Source organism: Actinomadura madurae (assembly GCF_047130825.1).
Taxonomy (GTDB): domain Bacteria; phylum Actinomycetota; class Actinomycetes; order Streptosporangiales; family Streptosporangiaceae; genus Spirillospora; species Spirillospora madurae.
This window is the reverse complement of sequence record NZ_CP083237.1, coordinates 755,731-774,142: the sequence shown is the minus strand read 5'-3', so window position 1 is coordinate 774,142 and position 18,412 is coordinate 755,731. Positions and strand designations below refer to the sequence as shown.

At 72.8% G+C, this 18,412-nt stretch carries 20 protein-coding genes; 9 read left to right on the top strand and 11 right to left on the bottom strand.

Annotated features, from left to right (window positions below):
* The first annotated feature begins 36 nt into the window (after nucleotides 1-36).
* The 7 genes from pfkB to K8Z49_RS03500 all read left to right on the top strand — a co-directional run bounded on the left by pfkB (nucleotide 37) and on the right by K8Z49_RS03500 (nucleotide 5,181).
* The gene (gene pfkB / locus K8Z49_RS03530) at nucleotides 37-963 is read left to right on the top strand and encodes a 1-phosphofructokinase (RefSeq protein ID WP_244938630.1); all 927 of its coding nucleotides are present in this window, start codon (nucleotides 37-39) and stop codon (nucleotides 961-963) included.
* 46 nt (nucleotides 964-1,009) lie between these two features.
* Nucleotides 1,010-2,221, top strand: a complete 1,212-nt coding sequence (gene mtlA, locus K8Z49_RS03525; protein ID WP_021599331.1) for a PTS mannitol transporter subunit IICB — start codon at nucleotides 1,010-1,012, stop codon at nucleotides 2,219-2,221.
* Between the two features lie 17 nt (nucleotides 2,222-2,238).
* Nucleotides 2,239-2,538, top strand: a complete 300-nt coding sequence (locus tag K8Z49_RS03520) for a hypothetical protein (RefSeq protein ID WP_021599330.1) — start codon at nucleotides 2,239-2,241, stop codon at nucleotides 2,536-2,538.
* Complete coding sequence (locus K8Z49_RS03515) at nucleotides 2,531-3,019, top strand: PTS sugar transporter subunit IIA (RefSeq protein ID WP_412517592.1); 489 nt, start codon at nucleotides 2,531-2,533, stop codon at nucleotides 3,017-3,019. Before K8Z49_RS03520 ends, K8Z49_RS03515 begins: the two co-directional genes overlap by 8 nt.
* Nucleotides 3,016-4,056, top strand: a complete 1,041-nt coding sequence (locus tag K8Z49_RS03510; protein WP_412517591.1) for a zinc-dependent dehydrogenase — start codon at nucleotides 3,016-3,018, stop codon at nucleotides 4,054-4,056. The genes K8Z49_RS03515 and K8Z49_RS03510 overlap by 4 nt, the downstream gene beginning before the upstream one ends.
* A 23-nt stretch (nucleotides 4,057-4,079) precedes the next feature.
* Nucleotides 4,080-4,355 (top strand): HPr family phosphocarrier protein, encoded by a 276-nt coding sequence (locus K8Z49_RS03505; protein WP_412517590.1) that lies wholly within the window; start codon nucleotides 4,080-4,082, stop codon nucleotides 4,353-4,355.
* 64 nt (nucleotides 4,356-4,419) lie between these two features.
* On the top strand, nucleotides 4,420-5,181 hold the full coding sequence (locus K8Z49_RS03500) for a DeoR/GlpR family DNA-binding transcription regulator (RefSeq protein ID WP_024934906.1): 762 nt from the start codon (nucleotides 4,420-4,422) through the stop codon (nucleotides 5,179-5,181).
* A 51-nt stretch (nucleotides 5,182-5,232) separates the two neighbouring features.
* Here K8Z49_RS03500 and K8Z49_RS03495 read toward each other — a convergent pair whose 3' ends face one another.
* Genes K8Z49_RS03495 through K8Z49_RS03475 form a run of 5 tightly spaced genes read right to left on the bottom strand, consistent with a single transcriptional unit; the run spans nucleotide 5,233 to nucleotide 9,996 of the window.
* A complete protein-coding gene (locus K8Z49_RS03495; protein WP_024934907.1) occupies nucleotides 5,233-6,549 on the bottom strand; it encodes an ABC transporter substrate-binding protein in 1,317 nt (438 codons plus the stop codon).
* A complete protein-coding gene (locus tag K8Z49_RS03490; protein WP_218163691.1) occupies nucleotides 6,467-7,672 on the bottom strand; it encodes a branched-chain amino acid ABC transporter permease in 1,206 nt (401 codons plus the stop codon). The genes K8Z49_RS03495 and K8Z49_RS03490 overlap by 83 nt, the downstream gene beginning before the upstream one ends.
* Before the next feature lie 2 nt (nucleotides 7,673-7,674).
* Nucleotides 7,675-8,553: a branched-chain amino acid ABC transporter permease gene (locus K8Z49_RS03485; RefSeq protein WP_021593670.1), complete on the bottom strand. Its 879-nt coding sequence runs from the start codon at nucleotides 8,551-8,553 to the stop codon at nucleotides 7,675-7,677.
* Nucleotides 8,553-9,260 carry an ABC transporter ATP-binding protein gene (locus tag K8Z49_RS03480; protein ID WP_021593671.1) on the bottom strand — a complete coding sequence of 236 codons (708 nt, stop codon included), beginning with the start codon at nucleotides 9,258-9,260 and terminating at the stop codon, nucleotides 8,553-8,555. Before K8Z49_RS03480 ends, K8Z49_RS03485 begins: the two co-directional genes overlap by 1 nt.
* On the bottom strand, nucleotides 9,253-9,996 hold the full coding sequence (locus K8Z49_RS03475; protein WP_021593672.1) for an ABC transporter ATP-binding protein: 744 nt from the start codon (nucleotides 9,994-9,996) through the stop codon (nucleotides 9,253-9,255). Before K8Z49_RS03475 ends, K8Z49_RS03480 begins: the two co-directional genes overlap by 8 nt.
* 273 nt (nucleotides 9,997-10,269) lie before the next feature.
* Here K8Z49_RS03475 and K8Z49_RS03470 point away from each other — a divergent pair, with 273 nt between their 5' ends.
* Complete coding sequence (locus K8Z49_RS03470) at nucleotides 10,270-10,872, top strand: TetR/AcrR family transcriptional regulator (RefSeq protein ID WP_075021705.1); 603 nt, start codon at nucleotides 10,270-10,272, stop codon at nucleotides 10,870-10,872.
* Nucleotides 10,873-10,902: 30 nt separating this feature from the next.
* Here K8Z49_RS03470 and K8Z49_RS03465 read toward each other — a convergent pair whose 3' ends face one another.
* The 3 genes from K8Z49_RS03465 to K8Z49_RS03455 form a co-directional block, all read right to left on the bottom strand.
* Nucleotides 10,903-12,543: a long-chain fatty acid--CoA ligase gene (locus K8Z49_RS03465; protein ID WP_412517589.1), complete on the bottom strand. Its 1,641-nt coding sequence runs from the start codon at nucleotides 12,541-12,543 to the stop codon at nucleotides 10,903-10,905.
* 145 nt (nucleotides 12,544-12,688) lie between these two features.
* A complete protein-coding gene (locus K8Z49_RS03460; RefSeq protein WP_021593675.1) occupies nucleotides 12,689-13,141 on the bottom strand; it encodes a MaoC family dehydratase in 453 nt (150 codons plus the stop codon).
* Between the two features lie 351 nt (nucleotides 13,142-13,492).
* Nucleotides 13,493-14,524 (bottom strand): phosphotransferase family protein, encoded by a 1,032-nt coding sequence (locus K8Z49_RS03455; RefSeq protein ID WP_412517588.1) that lies wholly within the window; start codon nucleotides 14,522-14,524, stop codon nucleotides 13,493-13,495.
* Nucleotides 14,525-14,967: 443 nt separating this feature from the next.
* Between K8Z49_RS03455 and K8Z49_RS03450 the strand changes: the two genes are divergently transcribed.
* Nucleotides 14,968-15,831 carry an alpha/beta hydrolase family esterase gene (locus K8Z49_RS03450; protein ID WP_021593677.1) on the top strand — a complete coding sequence of 288 codons (864 nt, stop codon included), beginning with the start codon at nucleotides 14,968-14,970 and terminating at the stop codon, nucleotides 15,829-15,831.
* A gap of 33 nt (nucleotides 15,832-15,864) precedes the next feature.
* Here the strand turns inward: K8Z49_RS03450 and K8Z49_RS03445 are convergent, their stop codons facing one another.
* Genes K8Z49_RS03445 through K8Z49_RS03435 form a run of 3 tightly spaced genes read right to left on the bottom strand, consistent with a single transcriptional unit; the run spans nucleotide 15,865 to nucleotide 18,387 of the window.
* The gene (locus K8Z49_RS03445; protein WP_021593678.1) at nucleotides 15,865-16,062 is read right to left on the bottom strand and encodes an MbtH family protein; all 198 of its coding nucleotides are present in this window, start codon (nucleotides 16,060-16,062) and stop codon (nucleotides 15,865-15,867) included.
* A gap of 16 nt (nucleotides 16,063-16,078) precedes the next feature.
* On the bottom strand, nucleotides 16,079-17,350 hold the full coding sequence (locus K8Z49_RS03440; protein WP_244938628.1) for a lysine N(6)-hydroxylase/L-ornithine N(5)-oxygenase family protein: 1,272 nt from the start codon (nucleotides 17,348-17,350) through the stop codon (nucleotides 16,079-16,081).
* Nucleotides 17,351-17,364: 14 nt separating this feature from the next.
* Nucleotides 17,365-18,387: an iron-siderophore ABC transporter substrate-binding protein gene (locus K8Z49_RS03435; RefSeq protein ID WP_412517587.1), complete on the bottom strand. Its 1,023-nt coding sequence runs from the start codon at nucleotides 18,385-18,387 to the stop codon at nucleotides 17,365-17,367.
* Nucleotides 18,388-18,412: the final 25 nt, after the last annotated feature.

Below are 18,412 nucleotides of genomic sequence, written 5' to 3'. Positions count from 1 at the left end.
CATGGACCGGGGAACGGCGCGCACATGATCGTGACGGTGACGCTCAACCCCAGCCTCGACCGGACGATCGAGGTGGACGTGCTGACCCGCGGCGCGGTGATCCGGGCCCGGTCCGCGCGGCTGGACCCGGGCGGCAAGGGCGTCAACGTGTCGCGGGCGCTGCTGGCCAACGACGTCGCCTCCGCCGCGGTCGTCGCGGTCGGCGGCGCCGACGGCGACCAGCTCCGCCGGCTGCTGGAGACCGAGGGCATGCGCGTCCGCGCCGTCCGCGTCGCGGGGCGCACCCGGTCGAACGTCACGGTCGTCGAGCCCGGCGGCGTCGTCACCAAGCTGAACGAGCCCGGCGGCCCGCTGTCGCCCGCGGAGCTGGACGAGGTCGGCGCCGTCGTGGCGGCCGAGGCCGGCGCCGCGAGCTGGGTCGTCGGCTGCGGCAGCCTCCCGCCCGGCGTCCCCGACGCGACCTACGCCGACATGTGCCGCCGGTTCGCGCCGGACGGCATCCGCGTCGCGGTCGACACCAGCGGTCCCGCGCTGCGCGCGGCCGTGACCGCCGGCCCCGACCTGATCAAGCCGAACCGGGAGGAGCTCGCCGAGGCGGCCGGCGGCCCGGTCGACACCGTCGCCGACGCCGTGGAGGCGGCCGCGGAGCTGCGGGCGCGCGGGGCCCGCGCCGTCCTGGTCAGCCTCGGCGCGGAGGGGGCGGTGCTCGTCGACGACGACGGCGTCCTCACCGGCGAGGCGCCCGTCGCCCACCCGCGCAGCACGGTCGGCGCGGGCGACGCGCTGCTCGCCGGGTTCCTCGCGGGCGGGGCGCGCGGCCCCCGCGCCCTCGCCGAGGCGCTCGCCTGGGGCGCGGCGGCCGTGCGGCTGCCCGCGAGCCGGATGCCCGGCGCGGCCGACGTGCGGCGCGACGACGTCCGCATCCATCCGCGTCCCGACCTCGCCCGTCCCCTTCTCACCTGATTCCCGCGAGCAGTACGACCCACCCCCGATCGACAGGAGGCCCGAGATGGCCACCACGTACACCCCGGAGCCCACCGGGAGCGGGCTCCGCGCCCACATCCAGCGGCTCGGCGGCAAGATGGCCGGGATGGTGATGCCGAACATCGGCGCGTTCATCGCCTGGGGCCTGATCACCGCCCTGTTCATCCCGACCGGCTGGCTGCCCAACAAGGACCTGGGCGAGCTGGTCGACCCGATGATCAAGTTCCTGCTGCCGCTGCTGATCGGCTACACCGGCGGCCGGATGGTGCACGGCCAGCGCGGCGCGGTCGTCGGCGCGGTCGCCACCGTCGGCATCATCGTCGGCGCCGACGTGCCGATGTTCCTCGGCGCGATGATGATCGGCCCGCTCACCGCGTACCTGCTCAAGCTGTTCGACGACCTCGTCCAGGACCGCGTCCGGACCGGGTTCGAGATGCTCGTCGACAACTTCTCCGCCGGGATCATCGGCGGCGCCATGGCGGTGGCGGGCAACCGGGTCATCGGCCCGGTCATGAACACCTTCTCCGACTGGGCCGGGGACGGGGTGGGCTGGCTCGTCGACCACGACGTGCTGCCGCTGACGTCGCTGCTCATCGAGCCCGCGAAGGTGCTCTTCCTCAACAACGCCGTCAACCACGGCGTGCTCGGCCCGCTCGGCGTCCAGCAGGCCGCCGAGCACGGCAAGTCGGTGCTGTTCATGCTGGAGTCCAACCCCGGGCCCGGCCTCGGCGTCCTGCTCGCCTACTGGTTCTTCGGGCCGCGCCGGCTGCGCCCGAGCGTCCCGGCGGCGGCCATCATCCACTTCTTCGGCGGCATCCACGAGATCTACTTCCCCTACATCCTGATGAAGCCGCGGATGATCCTCGCCGCGATGGCGGGCGGCGTCACCGGTGTGGCGATCTTCGTGGCGTTCGACACCGGCCTGGTCGCGACCCCGTCGCCCGGCAGCATCTTCGCCTACCTCGCGCAGACGCCGCGCGGCGCGAGCAACTGGATCGGCGTCTACACCGGCATGCTGGCCTCCACCGCCGTCTCGTTCGGCGTCGGCGCCGCGCTGCTCGGCTTCGGCAAGCTCGCCGAGCCCGCCACCGACGACGACCCCGAGGCCGCCGAGGGGCAGGACGGCACCGCGAAGGACGAGACCGCCACGGACGAGACCGCCAAGGACGAGGCGGCCAAGACCGAGGCGTCGAAGGACGCCGGCGACGGCGCCGCCAAGGAAACGACCGCCCACTGACGGAAGGCACGGCCACCATGAACGGCAAGGACATCCACAAGCTCGTCATCGCCTGCGACGCGGGCATGGGCAGCAGCGTCATGCTCGCCGGCCAGCTGCGCAAGACGCTGAAGAAGCAGGACGTGACCGTCGAGCACACGCCCGTCGACGCGATCCCCGCCGACGCGGACGTGGTCGTCTGCCACACCGGGCTCGCCGCCCGCGCCCGGCGCGGCGCCGGGGACATCCCGGTGATCCCGTTCGAGGTCTACCTCGGCGACCCGGCGATCGACCGGCTGGTCAAGGCGATCAAGGACGGCGGTGAGGTCGGTGGCTGAGGGAGCCGCCGGCCTGCTCACCCCCGAGGCGATCCGGCTGGACGCCCGCGCCTCCGGACGCGACCACGCCATCCGCGTCTGCGGGCGGGTGCTCGTCGACGCCGGCGCCGTCGAGCCCGCCTACATCGACGCGATGCTGGAGAGGGAACGCTCCATCTCCACCTACCTCGGCGAGGGCGTGGCCATCCCGCACGGCACGTCCGTGGGCCGCGACCTCATCCACCGGGACGCGCTCGCCTTCGTCAGGTTCCCCGACGGGGCGGACTGGGACGGCAACCCGGTCACCGTCTGCATCGCGATCGCGGCGCGCGGCGACGGGCACATGGCGATCCTCGCCGAGCTGGCCCAGGTGCTCATGGACCCGGACCGGGCCCGCGCGCTCCGCGAGGCCTCCGACCCCGGGCAGGTCCTCGCCCTGCTCGAGCCGGAGACCGAAGAAGAACCCACCGAAAACCGAGAAGAACAGGGACACACCGTATGAAGGTCGCCCGTTTCTACGCACCCGGCGACATCCGGCTGGAGGACGCGCCCGAGCCGGCGCCGGGCCCCGGCGAGCTGAAGATCCGCGTCCGGAACTGCTCCACCTGCGGGACCGACGTCAAGATCTCCCGGTTCGGGCACCACCACATCGTCCCGCCGCGGGTGATGGGCCACGAGATCGCCGGCGAGGTCACCGAGGCCGGCGCGGGCGTGGAGGGCTGGACGGCGGGCGACCGCGTGCAGGTCATCGCCGCGATCCCGGACGGGACGTGCTCGGAGTGCCGCCGCGGCCGGATGACGGTCTGCACCGCGCAGGAGTCGATGGGGTACCACTACGACGGCGCGTTCGCCGAGTACATGATCGTTCCGGCGAAGGTGCTCGCCGTGGACGGGGTGAACCGGATCCCGGACGGCGTGTCGTTCGCCGAGGCGTCGGTGGCCGAGCCGCTCGCCTGCGTCCTCAACGGCCAGGAGCTGGCGGGCGTCGGGGAGGGCGACGACGTCGTGGTGTTCGGCTCCGGCCCCGTCGGCTGCCTGCACGTGCGGGTCGCGCGGGCCCGCGGCGCCGCCCGCGTGTTCCTCGTGGAGGTCAACGCCGAGCGGCTGCACCAGGCCGCCGCGATCGTCAAGCCGGACGCCGCGATCGACGGGAGCGTCACCGACGTCGTCGAGCAGGTCCTGGAGCTCACCGGCGGGCGCGGCGCGGACGTCGCCATCACCGCCGCCGCGTCCGGCGCCGCGCAGGAGCAGGCGCAGCGGCTCATGGCGCCGGGCGGCCGGGTGAGCCTGTTCGGCGGGCTGCCGAAGGACGACCCGGTCATCTCCGTCGACGCCAACCGCGTCCACTACCGGGAGCTGTCCCTGGTCGGCGCGAACGGGTCGAGCCCGGCGCACAACGCCCGCGCGCTGGAGCTGATCGGCTCCGGGCAGGTCCCGGTGGAGGACCTCATCAGCCACCGGCTGCCGCTGGACGCCGTGCACGAGGCCCTGGACCTCGTCACACGGGGCGCCGCCATCAAGGTCACGATCGAGCCCTGAACCTGACCCCGAAGGAGTCGGCCATGCCCGAACGAACCGTCGTCATCGCCGCGGCGCAGGGCCTGCACGCCCGCCCGGCGCAGCTCTTCGTGCAGGCCGCCGCGCGGCAGCCGGTGCCGGTGTCGATCCGGGCCGGGGGCAAGGCGCCCGTCCCGGCCAACAGCATCCTCGGCGTGCTGTCGCTCGGCGCGCGGCAGGGCACGGAGGTGACCCTGTCCGCCGACGGCGACGAGGCGGACCGCGCGCTGGACGAGCTGGCCGGCCTGCTCGCCCGCGACCTGGACGCCGAGCCCGCCTGACCGTCCCCGCGGACCCCTCACAATGGACGCGCGGCACAACGGAGACGGGACGGGTGGGACGGTCATGTACGCCGAGGAACGGCAGCAGGCGATCCTGGCGCTGGCGCGCTCGAAGGGGCGGGTGGACGTGGTCGCGCTCGCCGAGGAGTTCTCGGTCACGACCGAGACGATCCGCCGCGACCTGACCGTGCTGGAGCGCGCCGGGACGATCCGGCGCGTGCACGGCGGCGCGATGCCGGTCGAGCGGCTCGGGTTCGAGCCGGAGCTGGCGGCGCGGGACGCGGTGATGACCGAGGAGAAGCAGCGCATCGCCAAGGCCGCGCTGGAGGAGCTGCCCGCCGACGGCTCGGTCATCGTGGACGCGGGCACGACCACCGCCCGGTTCGTCCAGCTGCTGCCCACCGACCGCGAGCTGACGGTGATCGTGAACTCGCCGCCGCACGCCGCGGTGCTGGCCACCCGCCCCAACCTCACCGTGATCATCCTGGGCGGCCGGGTGCGCGGCCGGACGCTCGCCACGGTCGACGACTGGGTGCTGCGCCCGCTGGCCGACCTGTGGGTGGACGTGGCGTTCATGGCGACCAACGGCTGCTCGGTCGAGCGCGGGCTGACCACGTCCGACCAGGCCGAGGCCGCGGTGAAGCGGGCGATGATCGCCTCGTCCCGGCGGCGGGTGCTGCTCGCCGACCGCACCAAGATCGGGCACGACCACCTGGTGCGGTTCGGCGACCTGTCCGACATCGACGTGCTGATCACCGACACCGGGCTGGACACCGACCTGGCCGCCGACCTCGCCGCCGAGGGGCCCGAGGTGGTGCGCGCCTGAGCCGCCGTCCCGCGCCCGGGGCGGTGCGCGGGACGGCGGCGGGCGTGCCCGTCAGCCGGCGGGCGGGATGCCGTTGGCGGGCGCCTGCGGCTGCGGTGTCGTGTAGGGCTGGATCGGGCCGTCACCGGCGTCGGTGGTCAGCGGCTGCCCCTGCTGGACGACGTTCTCGCCCTTGATCGTGCCGATCGCCGCCCCGGTGTAGCCGGCGTGCGACTGCCCGCTGTAGGCGAACGGGACGACCCCCGGCCCGGTGAACTTCGACTTCTCCAGCGCCTCGACGAGGCCCTTGCGCGTCGGGTTCTTCCCGGCCGCCTGGAGCGCCTGCACGAAGGTGTAGGCCACCGACATCCCGTAGACGATGTTGCCGTTGAACGGCAGCTTCGGGATGTACTGGGCGTGGATCTTCTTGAACAGCGCCGTCCAGCTGTTGGAGGCGTCGCCCGGCGCCGACAGGTAGCCGTCGGTGATCATGCCCTGGATGAGCGGGCTGCCCTTGACCTCGCTGCCGCCCTCCTTGGCGAAGCTCTCCAGCAGCCCGGTCAGCGTGATCGGGTCGGACCCGACGTTGCTGACGACGAACGTCGGCTTGTAGTTCAGCTTCAGCGCGGCGAGCCGGAACAGCGCCGTGTAGGTGGGGATGCTGAACAGCACGACGACGTCCGCCTTGGACTGGGCGATCGCCTGGGCCTGCGCGCCGATGTCGGTGTTGCCCGGCTGGTAGGACTGCCGGGACACGACCTGCTCCTTGGGGATGTACTTGTCGAGGCCCTTCACCCCGTCCTGGCCGAAGTCGTCGTTCTGGAAGAAGTAGGCGACCTTCTTCCCGGCGAAGGTCTTCTTGACGTGGTCGCCGAGGATCTTGCCCTCGCGGATGTAGTCGACCTGCCAGCCGAAGGTCTGCGGGTGCTTGTCCGGCTGGTCCCAGCAGCCGCAGCCGGACGCGACGAACAGGTCCGGGACGCGCTGGGCGTTGAGGTAGTCGACCACCTTGGAGTGCGTGGGGGTGCCCAGCCCGTTGAAGATCGCGAAGACCTTGTCCTGCAGGACGAGCTTCTGGGTCACGCTGACGGTCTGGGTCGGGTTGTAGGCGTCGTCCACGTACTTGTAGACGATCTTGCGTCCGTGGATGCCGCCGTTGGCGTTGACGTAGTCGAAGAACGCCTTCGAGGCCGCGGAGTTGGCGCTGTAGCCGGGCGCGGCCGGCCCGGTCAGCGGCTGGTGGCTGCCGATGGTGACGGTCGTGGCGGTCACGCCCGGCGCGGCCGACCCGCCGCCGTCGCCGCCGTCACCGCCGCAGCCGCTCGCCGCGACCGCCAGCGTCGCCGCGGTCATCAGGGCGAGCGCCCGCCTTGTCCGGGGTCGCTTCATCTGCTCCTCCTGGGTGCGTTGTGGTAGGCCCCGATGTGTCACTTGGTGCGGAACCGCGCGGCCCGGGAGCCCGGTCGCGCCTGGTGCGTGCACGGCGCCGGACGGCGCCGCCGATGTCGCGCAGGCCCCCCTGGAGGCCGCGCGGGAAGGCCAGCGTCACCACGATGAGGACGAGGCCGTAGATGGCGAGGGGCAGATTCGACGCGATGTTGTGCGAGAGGCCGGACGAGGTGGACAGGTCGGACGCCCACGTCGGGACGTACACCAGGATCAGCGCGCCCCACACCGCGCCCGGCAGGCTGCCGAGGCCGCCGATGATGATCGCGGCGATCAGCTGGAGGGACAGCGTGAGCGGGAAGGCGCCCGGCGCGGCCAGCGTCGCGACCACCGCGAGCAGCCCGCCGCCGAGCCCGGCGCAGGCCGCCGAGACGACGGTCGCGGTGATCCGCAGCCGGGCGACGCGGACCCCGCTGAGCGCGGCGGCGATCTCGTCGTCGCGGCTGGCGCGCAGCGTCCGCCCGAACCGGCCGCGGGTCAGGTTGGCCAGCAGGAACAGGGTGATGACGGCGCCGAGGCAGGAGATCCACGCCTGCCAGCGCTCCAGCGGGAACGTCTCGCCGAGCCCGGCGGGCGGGATCGGCGGGACGAGCGTCAGCCCGTTCTGCCCGCCGAGCTCGTCGGTGAGCGGCTTGTAGTTGGCGAGGCCGGGCAGCCCGACGGCGAAGGCGAGCGTCGCGCCCGCCAGGTAGGGGCCGTGCAGCCGGGCGGCGACCGCGCCGACCACCACGCCCGCGACCGCGGTGACGCCGGCGGCCGCCGCGAGGACCGCGGCGAGCGGCCAGCCCCAGTTCCCGATGACCAGCGCGGCGGTGTAGGCGCCGACCGCCATGAACGCGCCGTGGCCGAGAGAGATCTGCCCGCCGAGCCCGGTCAGCACCGTCAGCCCGGCGACCGCGCAGGTGAGGTAGGCGGCCTGCGCGATCTGCAGGTCGCGGTACGGCCCGACGGCCGTGGTCAGGAAGTACAGCGCGACGATGGCGACGACCGCCCCGGCCGTGTGCCGGGTCAGGGTCGAGCGGCGCAGGGCGCTCAGGACGGGAGCGCTCACCCTGTCGATCGTCACGGTCACACCCTCCGTCCCACGCTCGCGGCGAACAGGCCGTTGGGTCTGACCATCAGGACGGTGATGAGCGCGGCGAGCGCCCCGAACGTGACCAGGTCCGAGCTGACGTAGCCGGACACGTAGCTCAGCGCGCAGCCGAGCAGCAGCCCGCCGACGACGGCGCCGGCCGGGCTGTCCAGCCCGCCGATCACGGCCGCGGTGAACCCGAAGACGAGCATCGAGTCGAACTGGGCGGGCCCGACGAACACCGACGGCGCGATCAGCACCCCGGCGAGCGAGCCGACGAGCGCGGCGAGGGCCCACCCGAGGGTCAGCATCCGGCCGACGCGCACGCCCTGCAGCCGGGCGATCTCGGGGGCGAACGCCGACGCGCGCAGCCGCAGCCCGATGTCGGTGCGGACGAACAGCAGCGTCAGCAGCACCATGACGCCGGCGACGGCGCCGATGACGAACAGGTCGAACGGCGACAGCAGCAGCCGCGTCTCGCCCACCGACAGCCCCTTGATCGTGAACGCCGGCGGGTAGGAGTGCGGCGTGTCGCCCCAGATCATGCCCGCGCCCGCCTGCAGCAGCACGAACAGCCCGAGCGTGACGATGACGGCGTTGAGCGGCGGCTTGTTCTCCACGGGGCGGACCACGACCCGCTCGACGACCGCGCCGAGCGCCAGCCCGGACACGAGCGCGACGGCGAGCGCGACCCAGTAGGAGCCGCCGCCGTCGATGACGCTCCAGGCGAGGAACGTCGTGAACATCAGCATGCCGCCCTGCGCGAAGTTCACGATGCGGGTGGAGCGCCAGATCAGCACCAGCGCGAGCGCGACCGCCGCGAACACGGCCCCGGAGGTGATGCCGGCGAGCGTGAGATTGATGAAACGGACCATCAGAACCCCAGGTAGGCGTGGCGGAGGCGGTCGTCGGCGGCGATGGTCGCGGCGGGTTCGGACGCCACGACCGCGCCGAGGTCGAGAACGACCGCGCGGTCGGCGACCGACAGGGCGCTGCGGGCGTTCTGCTCGACGAGCAGGACGGTCCGGCCGTCCTCGTCGCACAGCCGCCGCAGCACGGCCATGAGCTGGGCGACGACGCGCGGCGCGAGGCCGAGGGACGGCTCGTCCACCAGCAGCAGCCGCGGCGCGCCGGTGAGCGCGCGGGCCAGCGCGAGCATCTGCCGCTCGCCGCCGGACAGGGTGGCGGCGGCGAGCGCCCGCCGCTCGGCGAGCGGCGGGAACAGCTCGTACATCTCGGCGACCCGCCGGGCGAGCGCGGCCCGGTCGCGCCGCCAGAGCCCGCCGAGCCGCAGGTTGTCCTCGACGGTCAGCTCGGTGATGACGCCGCCGCTCTGCGGGACGTGCGCGACGCCGAGCCGGACGATGTCCTCGACCGGCAGCCCGGTCAGGTCCTTGCCGTCCAGCTCCACGCGTCCGGCGCGGGGCCGCAGCAGGCCGGAGACGGTGCGCAGCAGGGTGGTCTTGCCCGCGCCGTTCGCGCCCAGCACGGCGGTGACCGAGCCCTCGTCCACCGACAGGTCCACCCCGGCGAGCGCGCGGACGGCGCCGTAGTTGACGGTGAGGTCCTTCACCTCAAGCACCCCGCACCTCCTCGCCGAGGTAGGCGTCCAGCACGGCCGGGTCGTCGCGGACCTCCGCGGGCGTGCCGCTCGCGATGACCTTGCCGAAGTCCAGCACGACGACCTGGTCGCAGACGTTCATGACCAGGTCCATGTGGTGCTCGACGAGGACGACGGCGGGGCCGCCGCGCAGGCCGCGGATCAGGCCGGCCAGCTCGTCCATCTCGGCCGCCGACAGCCCGGCGGCCGGCTCGTCCAGCAGGAGCAGGTCGGGCTCGGCGACGAGGGCGCGGGCCAGCGCGACCCGCTTCTGCACGCCGTAGGGCAGCTGGCCGGGCAGCCGCCCGGCCTCGCCCTCGACGCCCAGCTCGGCCAGCCGGGCCAGCGCCCGCTCGCGCAGGGCCGCCTCGTCGCGGTCGGCGCGGGGCAGCGCGAACAGGCCGGAGAAGAACCCGGTCCTCGCGTGCGGGTCGGCGCCCACCATCACGTTCTCCAGGACGGTGAGCCCCGGGAACAGGCCGAGGCCCTGCAGGGTGCGGGCGATCCCGAGCCGGGTCAGGTCGTGTGGCCGGTGCCGGCCGAGCACCCGGCCGCGCCAGCGCACCTCCCCCGACCGCGGCCGGACGAACCCGCACACGACGTTGAACAGGGTCGTCTTGCCGGCGCCGTTCGGGCCGATCACTCCCGTGACCCGCCCCTTCGGCGCCGTGAGCGACACGCCGTCCAAGGCGACCAGCCCGGCGAAGCGGACGGTCACCCGTTGAAGTTCTAGTTTTGCTGAGGAGCCGGACATGTCGCCTCACCTCGCCGATGAATCAGCGTGAATCCCCCGAGGCCAGAATGCACATACCGACTGGTCGGATTCCATGAAGATAGAATCACCGGGCGGCTCCGGTCAACAGCCGATTCGCAGGTCGCCGATTACCTAGTCCGCCGAATCATCTTCGGGCGGTAGGCTGATCGGCGATCTGCGGGCGGCCGTGCCGGGGCGGCGCGAGAACCCCGGTGACTCCCGGACGGAGGTGGAGTGATGACGCAGGCGCCCGTGGGCCGGCTCTCCGGCAACCTGCCGCTACCCGACCGGCTGCTGGCCGTGGCGACCCGGATGTTCGCCGAGAAGGGCTTCGAGAACACCTCGGTCCAGGAGATCGTGAACGCCGCCGGCGTCACCAAGGGGGCCATGTACCACTACTTCGGCTCCAAGGACGACCTGCTCTACGAGATCTACCACCGGCTCCTCGGCCTGCAGATGTCCCGCCTCCAGCAGATCGCCGACGGCCCCGGCACCGCGGAGGAGCGCCTCCGCGGGGCGGCCGTCGACGTCCTCAACACCTCGTTCCTCTACCTGGACGACTTCACCGTCTTCTTCCGCTCGACGCACCTGCTCCCCCGCGACCGCCGCGAGGCCGTCCGCGCCGAGCGCCGCCGCTACCACGAGCGCTTCCGCGCCCTGGTCGAGGAGGGCCAGCGGCAGGGGACGTTCCGGACCGACACGCCCGCGGACATCGCCGTCCACTTCTTCTTCGGCACCGTCCACCAGATCGGCACCTGGTACCGCCCCGGCGGCCGCCTCCAGACGGCCGCCATCAGCGAGCACTACGTCGACCTGTTCCTCAACGGACTGAGGAGCTAGAGGGGCGGCGCCCCTCCGGCTCGCCCGTTATCAGCGTTCCAGGCGCTCGATCTTCAGGGCGTCGTCCTTGTGGCGGGCGCGGAGGGGCTTCTTGTCGAACTTGCCGACGGTGGTCTTCGGGATCTCGTCCAGGAACGTCCAGTACTCGGGGACCTGCCAGCGCGCCACCCTGTCCGCGAGGAAGGACGCCAGCTCCTCCGCGGTGGCGGCGGCGTCCGGGCGCAGGACGACGCAGGCGAGCGGGCGCTCGTCCCAGCGCGCGTCCGGAATGCCGATGACGGCGGCCTCCGCCACGGCCGGGTGGGACATCAGATGGTTCTCCAGCTCGACCGACGAGATCCACTCGCCGCCCGACTTGATGACGTCCTTCGCCCGGTCGGTGATCTGGAAGAAGCCGCGGTCGTCGACGGTGCCGATGTCGCCGGTGCGCAGCCAGCCGCCGTCGAACTTCTCCGGCGCCGGGTCGCGGTGGTAGGCGCCGGTGATCCACGGGCCGCGGACCTCGATCTCGCCGACCGCCTCGCCGTCCCACGGCAGCTCGGCGCCGGAGTCGTCCACGATCCGCATCTCCACGCCGGCGGCGACGCGGCCGGACTTCAGCCGCCACGCCAGGTCCTCGTCGGTGCCGGGCTCGACGCCGGGCGGCGGGAACGCCATGCCGCCGAGCGGGCTGGTCTCGGTCATGCCCCAGCCCTGGATGATGCGCAGGCCGTACCGCTGCTCGAACCGCTCCAGCAGGACGCGGGGCGCCGCGGCGCCGCCCGAGGTCCCCGCGCGCAGGGACGACAGGTCGATCTCCCGCTGCTCCCCGAGGGTGAGAATGCCGTTCCAGATGGTCGGGACGGCGGACGCGAGCGTGCTGCGCTCCTGCGCGATGAACGCCGTGAGGTGCTCCGGCTGCATGAACGGGCCCGGCATGTGCAGCGTCGCCCCGGACAGGAACGCCCCGTACGGCAGGCCCCACGCGTTCACGTGGAACATCGGGACGATGGTCAGGACGCGGTCGGCCTCGGTGATGCCGATCAGCGACGCCGACTGGACGGCCATGGCGTGCAGGAACGTGGAGCGGTGCGAGTACACGACGCCCTTGGGGTCGCCCGTGGTGCCGCTGGTGTAGCACATCGACGCCGCGGAGCGCTCGTCCACCTCGGGCCAGGCGTAGCCGGGCTCCTCGGCGGCGAGGATCTCGTGGTAGCGCAGGACGGGGGCGCCGTTGCCCTCCAGCGGCGCGGCGTCGCCCTCGCCGACGACCACGAACGCCGCGACGGCCGGCAGCTCCCGCGCGACCCGCGCCAGCAGCGGGACGAGGCTGTCGTCGACGATGACGATCCGGTCGTCGGCGTGGTTGACGATGTGCGAGAGCTGCTCGGGGAACAACCGGATGTTGAGCGTGTGCAGCACCGCGCCCATGGCGGGCACCGCGAAGTACGCCTCCAGGTGCTCCTGGTCGTTCCAGCAGAACGTGGCCACCCGGTCGCCCTCGCGCACGCCGAGTCTGGCGAGTGCGGACGCGAGGCGCTCGGCGTTGCGGGCGATCTCCGCGAACGTCGCCCGGCGCGGCGCGCCGCCTCCCGTCCAGGTCACGCACTCGCTGCGGCCGTAGACCCGCGCTCCGTGCCGCAGGATCGCGGCGACCGACAGCGGGAAGTCCTGCATCGTACTGAGGATCATGGCAATTCTCCGAGAAGACCCGCGGCGAGAAAGGGCCGGGAATACCACAAAGCGGGCACATACCGACCGGTCGGTTCACCTTATTTAGGCCTCCGGCCCGCCGTCAATGCCGGACCGGCCGGTCGGTCGGCCGACGAGCACCGGATCAGTCGACGAGCACCGAGAGCGTCTCGGCGACGCACACGGGCTTGTCGCCGCCCTCGCGCTCGATCGTCACCCGGACGGTGGCGCGGGCGCCGGCGGGGCCGCGCTCCAGCGACAGGAGCTCGGCCCCCGCCCGGACCCGCGAGCCGACCGGCACCGGCGCGGGGAACCGCACCTTGTTCGCGCCGTAGTTCACGCCCATCCGCAGGCCCTCCACGCGGTAGATCTGCGCGAGGAGCATGGGGATGAGCGACAGGGTGAGGTAGCCGTGGGCGATCGTGGTGCCGAACGGCCCCCGCGCCGCCCGTTCCGTGTCGAGGTGGATCCACTGGTGGTCGCCGGTGGCGTCCGCGAACAGGTTCACCTGCTCCTGCGTGATCGTGTGCCACTCGCTGTGGCCGAGATGGGTTCCGACGGCCTTCTCGTACTCGTCCACTCCGGTGAACGTTCTCATCCGGTGCCCTCCGTCCGACGGCGCCCGGCCCGGCGCCGGGCGCGACTGTGCGGCAACGCCCCCGATCACAACATACCGACCAGTTGGTATGCAACGCCGCGGAGGGTCAGGGGCCGGCGGGCCGGGCGGTCCGGCGGCGTCCGCCCCGGCACCGCGGAACCGTCCAGCCCGCCGGCGGGTCACCGGCGCGCGCGGCTGACGCGCGGGCTCCCCTCCTGCACGCCCGCCGGCACCACCGCGATCCGGCTCTCACCCTGCACAGCGCCTACGGGCCGTGAGGTGTCACACACGAGCGCGGAACCATGGTCCACCTGGGAGGACGCGGCGTCATTCCGTCCTCGGGACCAGCGCCTACCGGGCCCCGTCGAGGGCGGCGAGCCCGGACCGCAGCAGCGGTTCGACGGCGTCGCCCACGGTCTCGAACCCCTCCCCCACGGTCTGGCCGTGGATGTAGCGGTAGTGGATCCCCTCGGAGATGACGGCGAGCTTGAAGCACGCCAGCCCCACGTAGAAGCCGATCCGCGACACGTCGCGCCCGCTGCGGGCGGCGTAGCGGGCCAGCACCTCCTCCGGCGCGGGGAAGCCGGGCGCGCCGGACGCGTCGGCCGTGCCCGGCACCGGGGTCTGGCGCCCCATGTAGACGAGCAGCAGCGCCAGGTCGGTCAGGGGATCCCCGAGCGTCGCCATCTCCCAGTCGAGGACGGCGGCGATCCGGTCGCCGGAGTCGACGAGCAGGTTGTCGAGCCGGTAGTCGCCGTGCACGATCGCGGGCGCACCCTCCGCGGGGAGGCCCGACTCCAAGCGGGTGTGCAGCTCGGCCGCGGCCGGGAGGTCGCGACTGCGGGAGGCGTCCAGCTGCTTCTTCCAGCGGCGCACCTGGCGGGCGAGGAACCCCTCCGGCCGCCCGAAGTCCGCGAGGCCGGCCTCCGCCGGGTCGACGCGGTGCAGCTCGACCAGCGTGTCGACCATCCGCTCGGCGATCCGCGCCACGCGCTCCGGGCCGAGCGGGCGCAGCTCGGACGCGCTCCGGTACGGGACGCCCTCGACCATCTCCATCACGTAGAAGGGCGCGCCGATGACGGCGGGGTCGTCGCAGAGCGCGTACGTCTCCGGGACGGGGACCGCCGTGCCGGCCAGCGCCGTCATGACCCGGTACTCGCGCGCCATGTCGTGGGCGGTCGCGAGCACGTGGCCGAGCGGCGGCCGCCGGACGATCCAGGAGCTCCGCCCGTCGGTGACCTCGTAGGTGAGGTTCGACCGCCCGCCGTCGATGACCCGCGCGCGCAGCGGCCCGGCGACGGCGCCGGGACGGGCCGCCTCGAAGAAGTCGCGGAACCGGTCCAGCGCGAGCCCGGGGACGCCCACGTCATCGAATACCCGCAATGTGTCTCCTCCGCAGATCCGCACGTCGATAAGACCATACCGACTGGTCGGTTTCAATGTGGACGGCGAGCTTCGTCCAGACCCCTGGGAGGACGGCCCGGCGAGGACCGCGCCGAGGCTCGCGGCGAGGGGACGGTCGTGCACGAGGGACGTGACCGAGACCATGATACTTAGCCAAGCGAATCTATAGCCGACTTTTATGCGAGCGGCCGATACGGCTCGGCGCATGGATTCGCCGTCCGCCGAGGAGCCGGGCGATCGCCCCGGCCCTGCCGGCGCTGGACCGGCATCATCTGGCGGTGCCCGCTCTACGGCGTCACGGCACTGACGACGATCGCGCTGATCGCGCCCATCGCGCTACGCGCCGCGCGCCAAAACGCCCCGATCTTTTCTGCGCGCCGGTGCGTAGCCCCGGGGATGTGACCCGCGTTACAACTACGGTCATGAAGATCGCCGCGCGGGCGGCGATGGTCGTGGCCCTCCTCGCGACGCTCATCGCCCACCCCCTGCCCGCCGGGGCGTCCGACGACGCTCCAGGCACAACCGAGCACACGATCGCCATGGGCGACTGGGAGCGCCCCTACCTCCTGCACGTCCCGCCCGGACGCAGGCCCGGGAGGGCGCTGCCGCTCATCGTGGCCATGCACGGCGGCCTGAACGACGCCGAGTACGTCCGCAGGCAGAGCGGCCTGGACGAGGTCGCCGACCGCGAGGGCTACGTCGTGGCCTACCCGAACGGGTTCCTCGGCACCTGGAACGCGGGGGCCTGCTGCTCGTTCGCCCGCTGGGCGGGCATCGACGACATGGGCTTCCTCGACAAGCTGATCGCCACGCTGGTGCGGCAGGGCGTCGCCGACCCGCGCCGGGTGTTCATGACCGGCTTCTCCAACGGCGGCGGCATGGCCTACCGGTACGCGTGCGAGCGGTCCGGGCGGATCGCCGGGATCGCCGTGGTGTCGGGCGCGCTCGCCATCGGGTGCACGCCGGACCATCCGGTGTCGGTGCTGGCCTTCCACGGGACGTGGGATCCGTCCGTCCCTTACTCGGGAGGCGGGAACATGGACGCCGACGTCCACTTCCCCTTCATCGCCGTCCAGGTCGTCATGGAGTTCTGGCGGTGGGTGAACAAGCTGCCCGCGCTGTCATGGCCGCTGCCGGGCGGGCCGGACGACTGCGTCGGGACGGGTCCGGGGCCGGTCGTCGTCGCGCTGTGCACGAAGGACCGCGGCGGGCACGAATGGCCCGACTACGCGAGCGACCTGATGGCCCGGTTCTTCACCGAAAGGCCGTCCCTCCCGAACGCGTGACCGTGCGGGGCGGGCGCGAGGCCCGCCCCGGGGTCAGGCGGACAGGCTCCGCGGGCGGATGTCCTTCCAGTTGGCCGTGACGTAGCCGATGCAGTCGGACCGCGACTCCGGCCCGAAGACGGTCGTCCAGCCGGCGGGCACGTCGGCGAAGGCCGGCCACAGCGAGTGCTGGCCCTCGGCGTTGACGAGGACGCGGAACTCCCCGTCGGGGTCGTCGAACGGGTTGGTCATCGTGCCTCTCTCTTTCCTAGACGACCGGGGTGACGCGGGCGGACCGCCGGGCCATGGACCGGACGATCTCGCCGGTGCGGACGGCGGTCATGGACAGCAGCGACGAGGCGATCCCGTGGCTGTGCTCGGTGGCGCCCTGCAGGTAGACGCCCCATTCGCGGCCGGGCTCGGTGGCGATGCGGTAGTCGCGCTCCACCACCGGGCGGCCGTCCGGGCCGGTGCGGCAGTGCGCGCCCGCCTCGCCGAGCAGGTCGAACGGGTCGCGCTCGCGGTAGCCGGTGGCGTAGATGACGGCGTCGGCGTCCAGGTCGGCGACCTCGCCGGTGGGCAGGAACGCGACCCGCACGCGCGCGCCGTCCGGGCCTTCGTCCCGGACCTCCACGACGCGGGACACGTTGAGGATGCGCAGCCGTTCGGCGCCCGCGACCTTCTCGGCGTAGGCGCGCCGGTACAGCTCGTCGATGAGGTCGAGGTCCACCACGGAGTAGTTGGTGTTGCGCGAGTACTCGAACAGCATCCGCTTCACGTCGTCGGGCGCCGCGAAGTAGTGGTCCACGGCCTCCGGGTCGAAGATGCGGTTGGCGAACGAGCTGTCGTCGGCCGGGGAGTACCCGTACCGGGCGAACACGGCGCACACCTCGGCGCCGGTGAACGTCCGGTGCAGGTACTCGACGGCCTCGGCGGCGCTCTGCCCGGCGCCGACCACGACGAGCCGGCGCGGGTCCCAGTGCCCGCGCTCGTCCAGCCGGGTGAGCAGATCCTCGGTGTGCCAGATCCGCTCCCCCGGCCGGACGCCCTCGGGCAGGACGGGTTCGAGCCCCGCGCCGATGACGACGTTGCGGGCGAGGTGCTTCTCCAGCTCGTCGTCCCGGCGGACGACGACCTCCAGCGTCTCGTCGTCGTGGGGGCGGAGCGCCACGACCTCCGTCCCGTAGCGGACGCGCCCGGCGAACGCGGCGGCCGCCCATTCGAGGTAGTCGTGGAACTCCAGCCGGGTCGGGAACATCGTCTTGTGGTTGACGAAGTCGACCAGCCGGCCCCGCGCGTGCAGGTAGGCGAGGAAGGAGTAGGGGCTGGCGGGGTTGCGCAGCGACACCAGGTCCTTGAGGAAGTGGACCTGCATGGTCGCGCCGTCGATCAGCATGCCCCGGTGCCAGCCGAACCGCGGCTGCTTCTCGAAGAAGACCGCGTCCACGCCGCCGCCGTGCTCCTCGTCGAGCGCGACGGCGAGCGCGAGGTTGGACGGTCCGAAACCGATGCCGACCACGTCGTGGACGGGTGTCTGCATGCGCTCCTCCGGCATCAGGCGGGCTTGGCCGCGCTGGCGGCCTTGGCGATCTTCGGGACGACCTGGTCGGTGACGTAGGGGACGGCGAGGACGGTGGGGGTGCGCAGCGGCCAGAAGGACTTCAGGTCGAGGGCCACGTAGGAGCCCCGCTTCACGACGCCGAGGCTCGCGAAGAGCTTGTTGCCCTCGACCTTCTTCTGCGTGGCCGGGTCGTCGTTGTAGTGGCTGATCAGGACGTCCACGTCCAGGGCGGAGACCTTCTCCATGCTGAGCTCGGCGGCGAACCCCTCACCGGGCAGCTTCGCGATCGGCTCGGGCAGCTTCATGCCGAACTGCTGGAGCAGCTTCACGCTGGTGTCCTCGGGGGACTTCATCACCCCGATGTTCCCGTTCGGGAAGATGCTGGTGAAGGCGAACTCCTTGCCGCTCAGCTCCGGGTGCCGCGTCTTCACCGCCGCGATCCTGGTGTCGGCGGCGCCGACGAGCCTCCTGCCGTCGGCCTCCCGGCCGACGGCCTTCGCGGCCTGCATCGTGATCGCCTGCCAGGCGTCCTCGGCGGGGCCGGTCTGGTAGGCGACGGTCGGCGCGAGCTCGGAGAGCTTCTCGTACTCCTTGTCGATGTAGAAGTCGCCGCCGGCGAGGATCAGATCGGGCCGCAGCGCGGCGATCTCCTCCAGGTTGAACCCGGCCTCGCCGGCCTTGAGCAGCTTCGGCTTGGCGCCCGTCAGCTTGGGCGCGGTCCACGGGGCGAGCCCGTCGGGCTGGACGCCGGTGAGCTCGGCCATGCCGACGGGCGTGATGCCGAGCGCGAGCAGCGCGTCCTGGTCGACCTCGCCGAGCGCGACGATCCGCTTCGGCGCGGACTCGATCTTCGCGGTGCCGAGCTTGTGGGTGATGGTGACCGGGAACGCCCCGGCGCTCGCGCCGCCGGAACCACCGGAACCGCCGGCGGGTTCGTCGTCGCCGCACGCGGCGGTCATCCCGAGGCTCAGTGTGAGCGCGGCGGTGACGGCGAGGCGCCGCATCGTTCTGCGCATAGAGGACCGGTGTCCTTCCGGATTC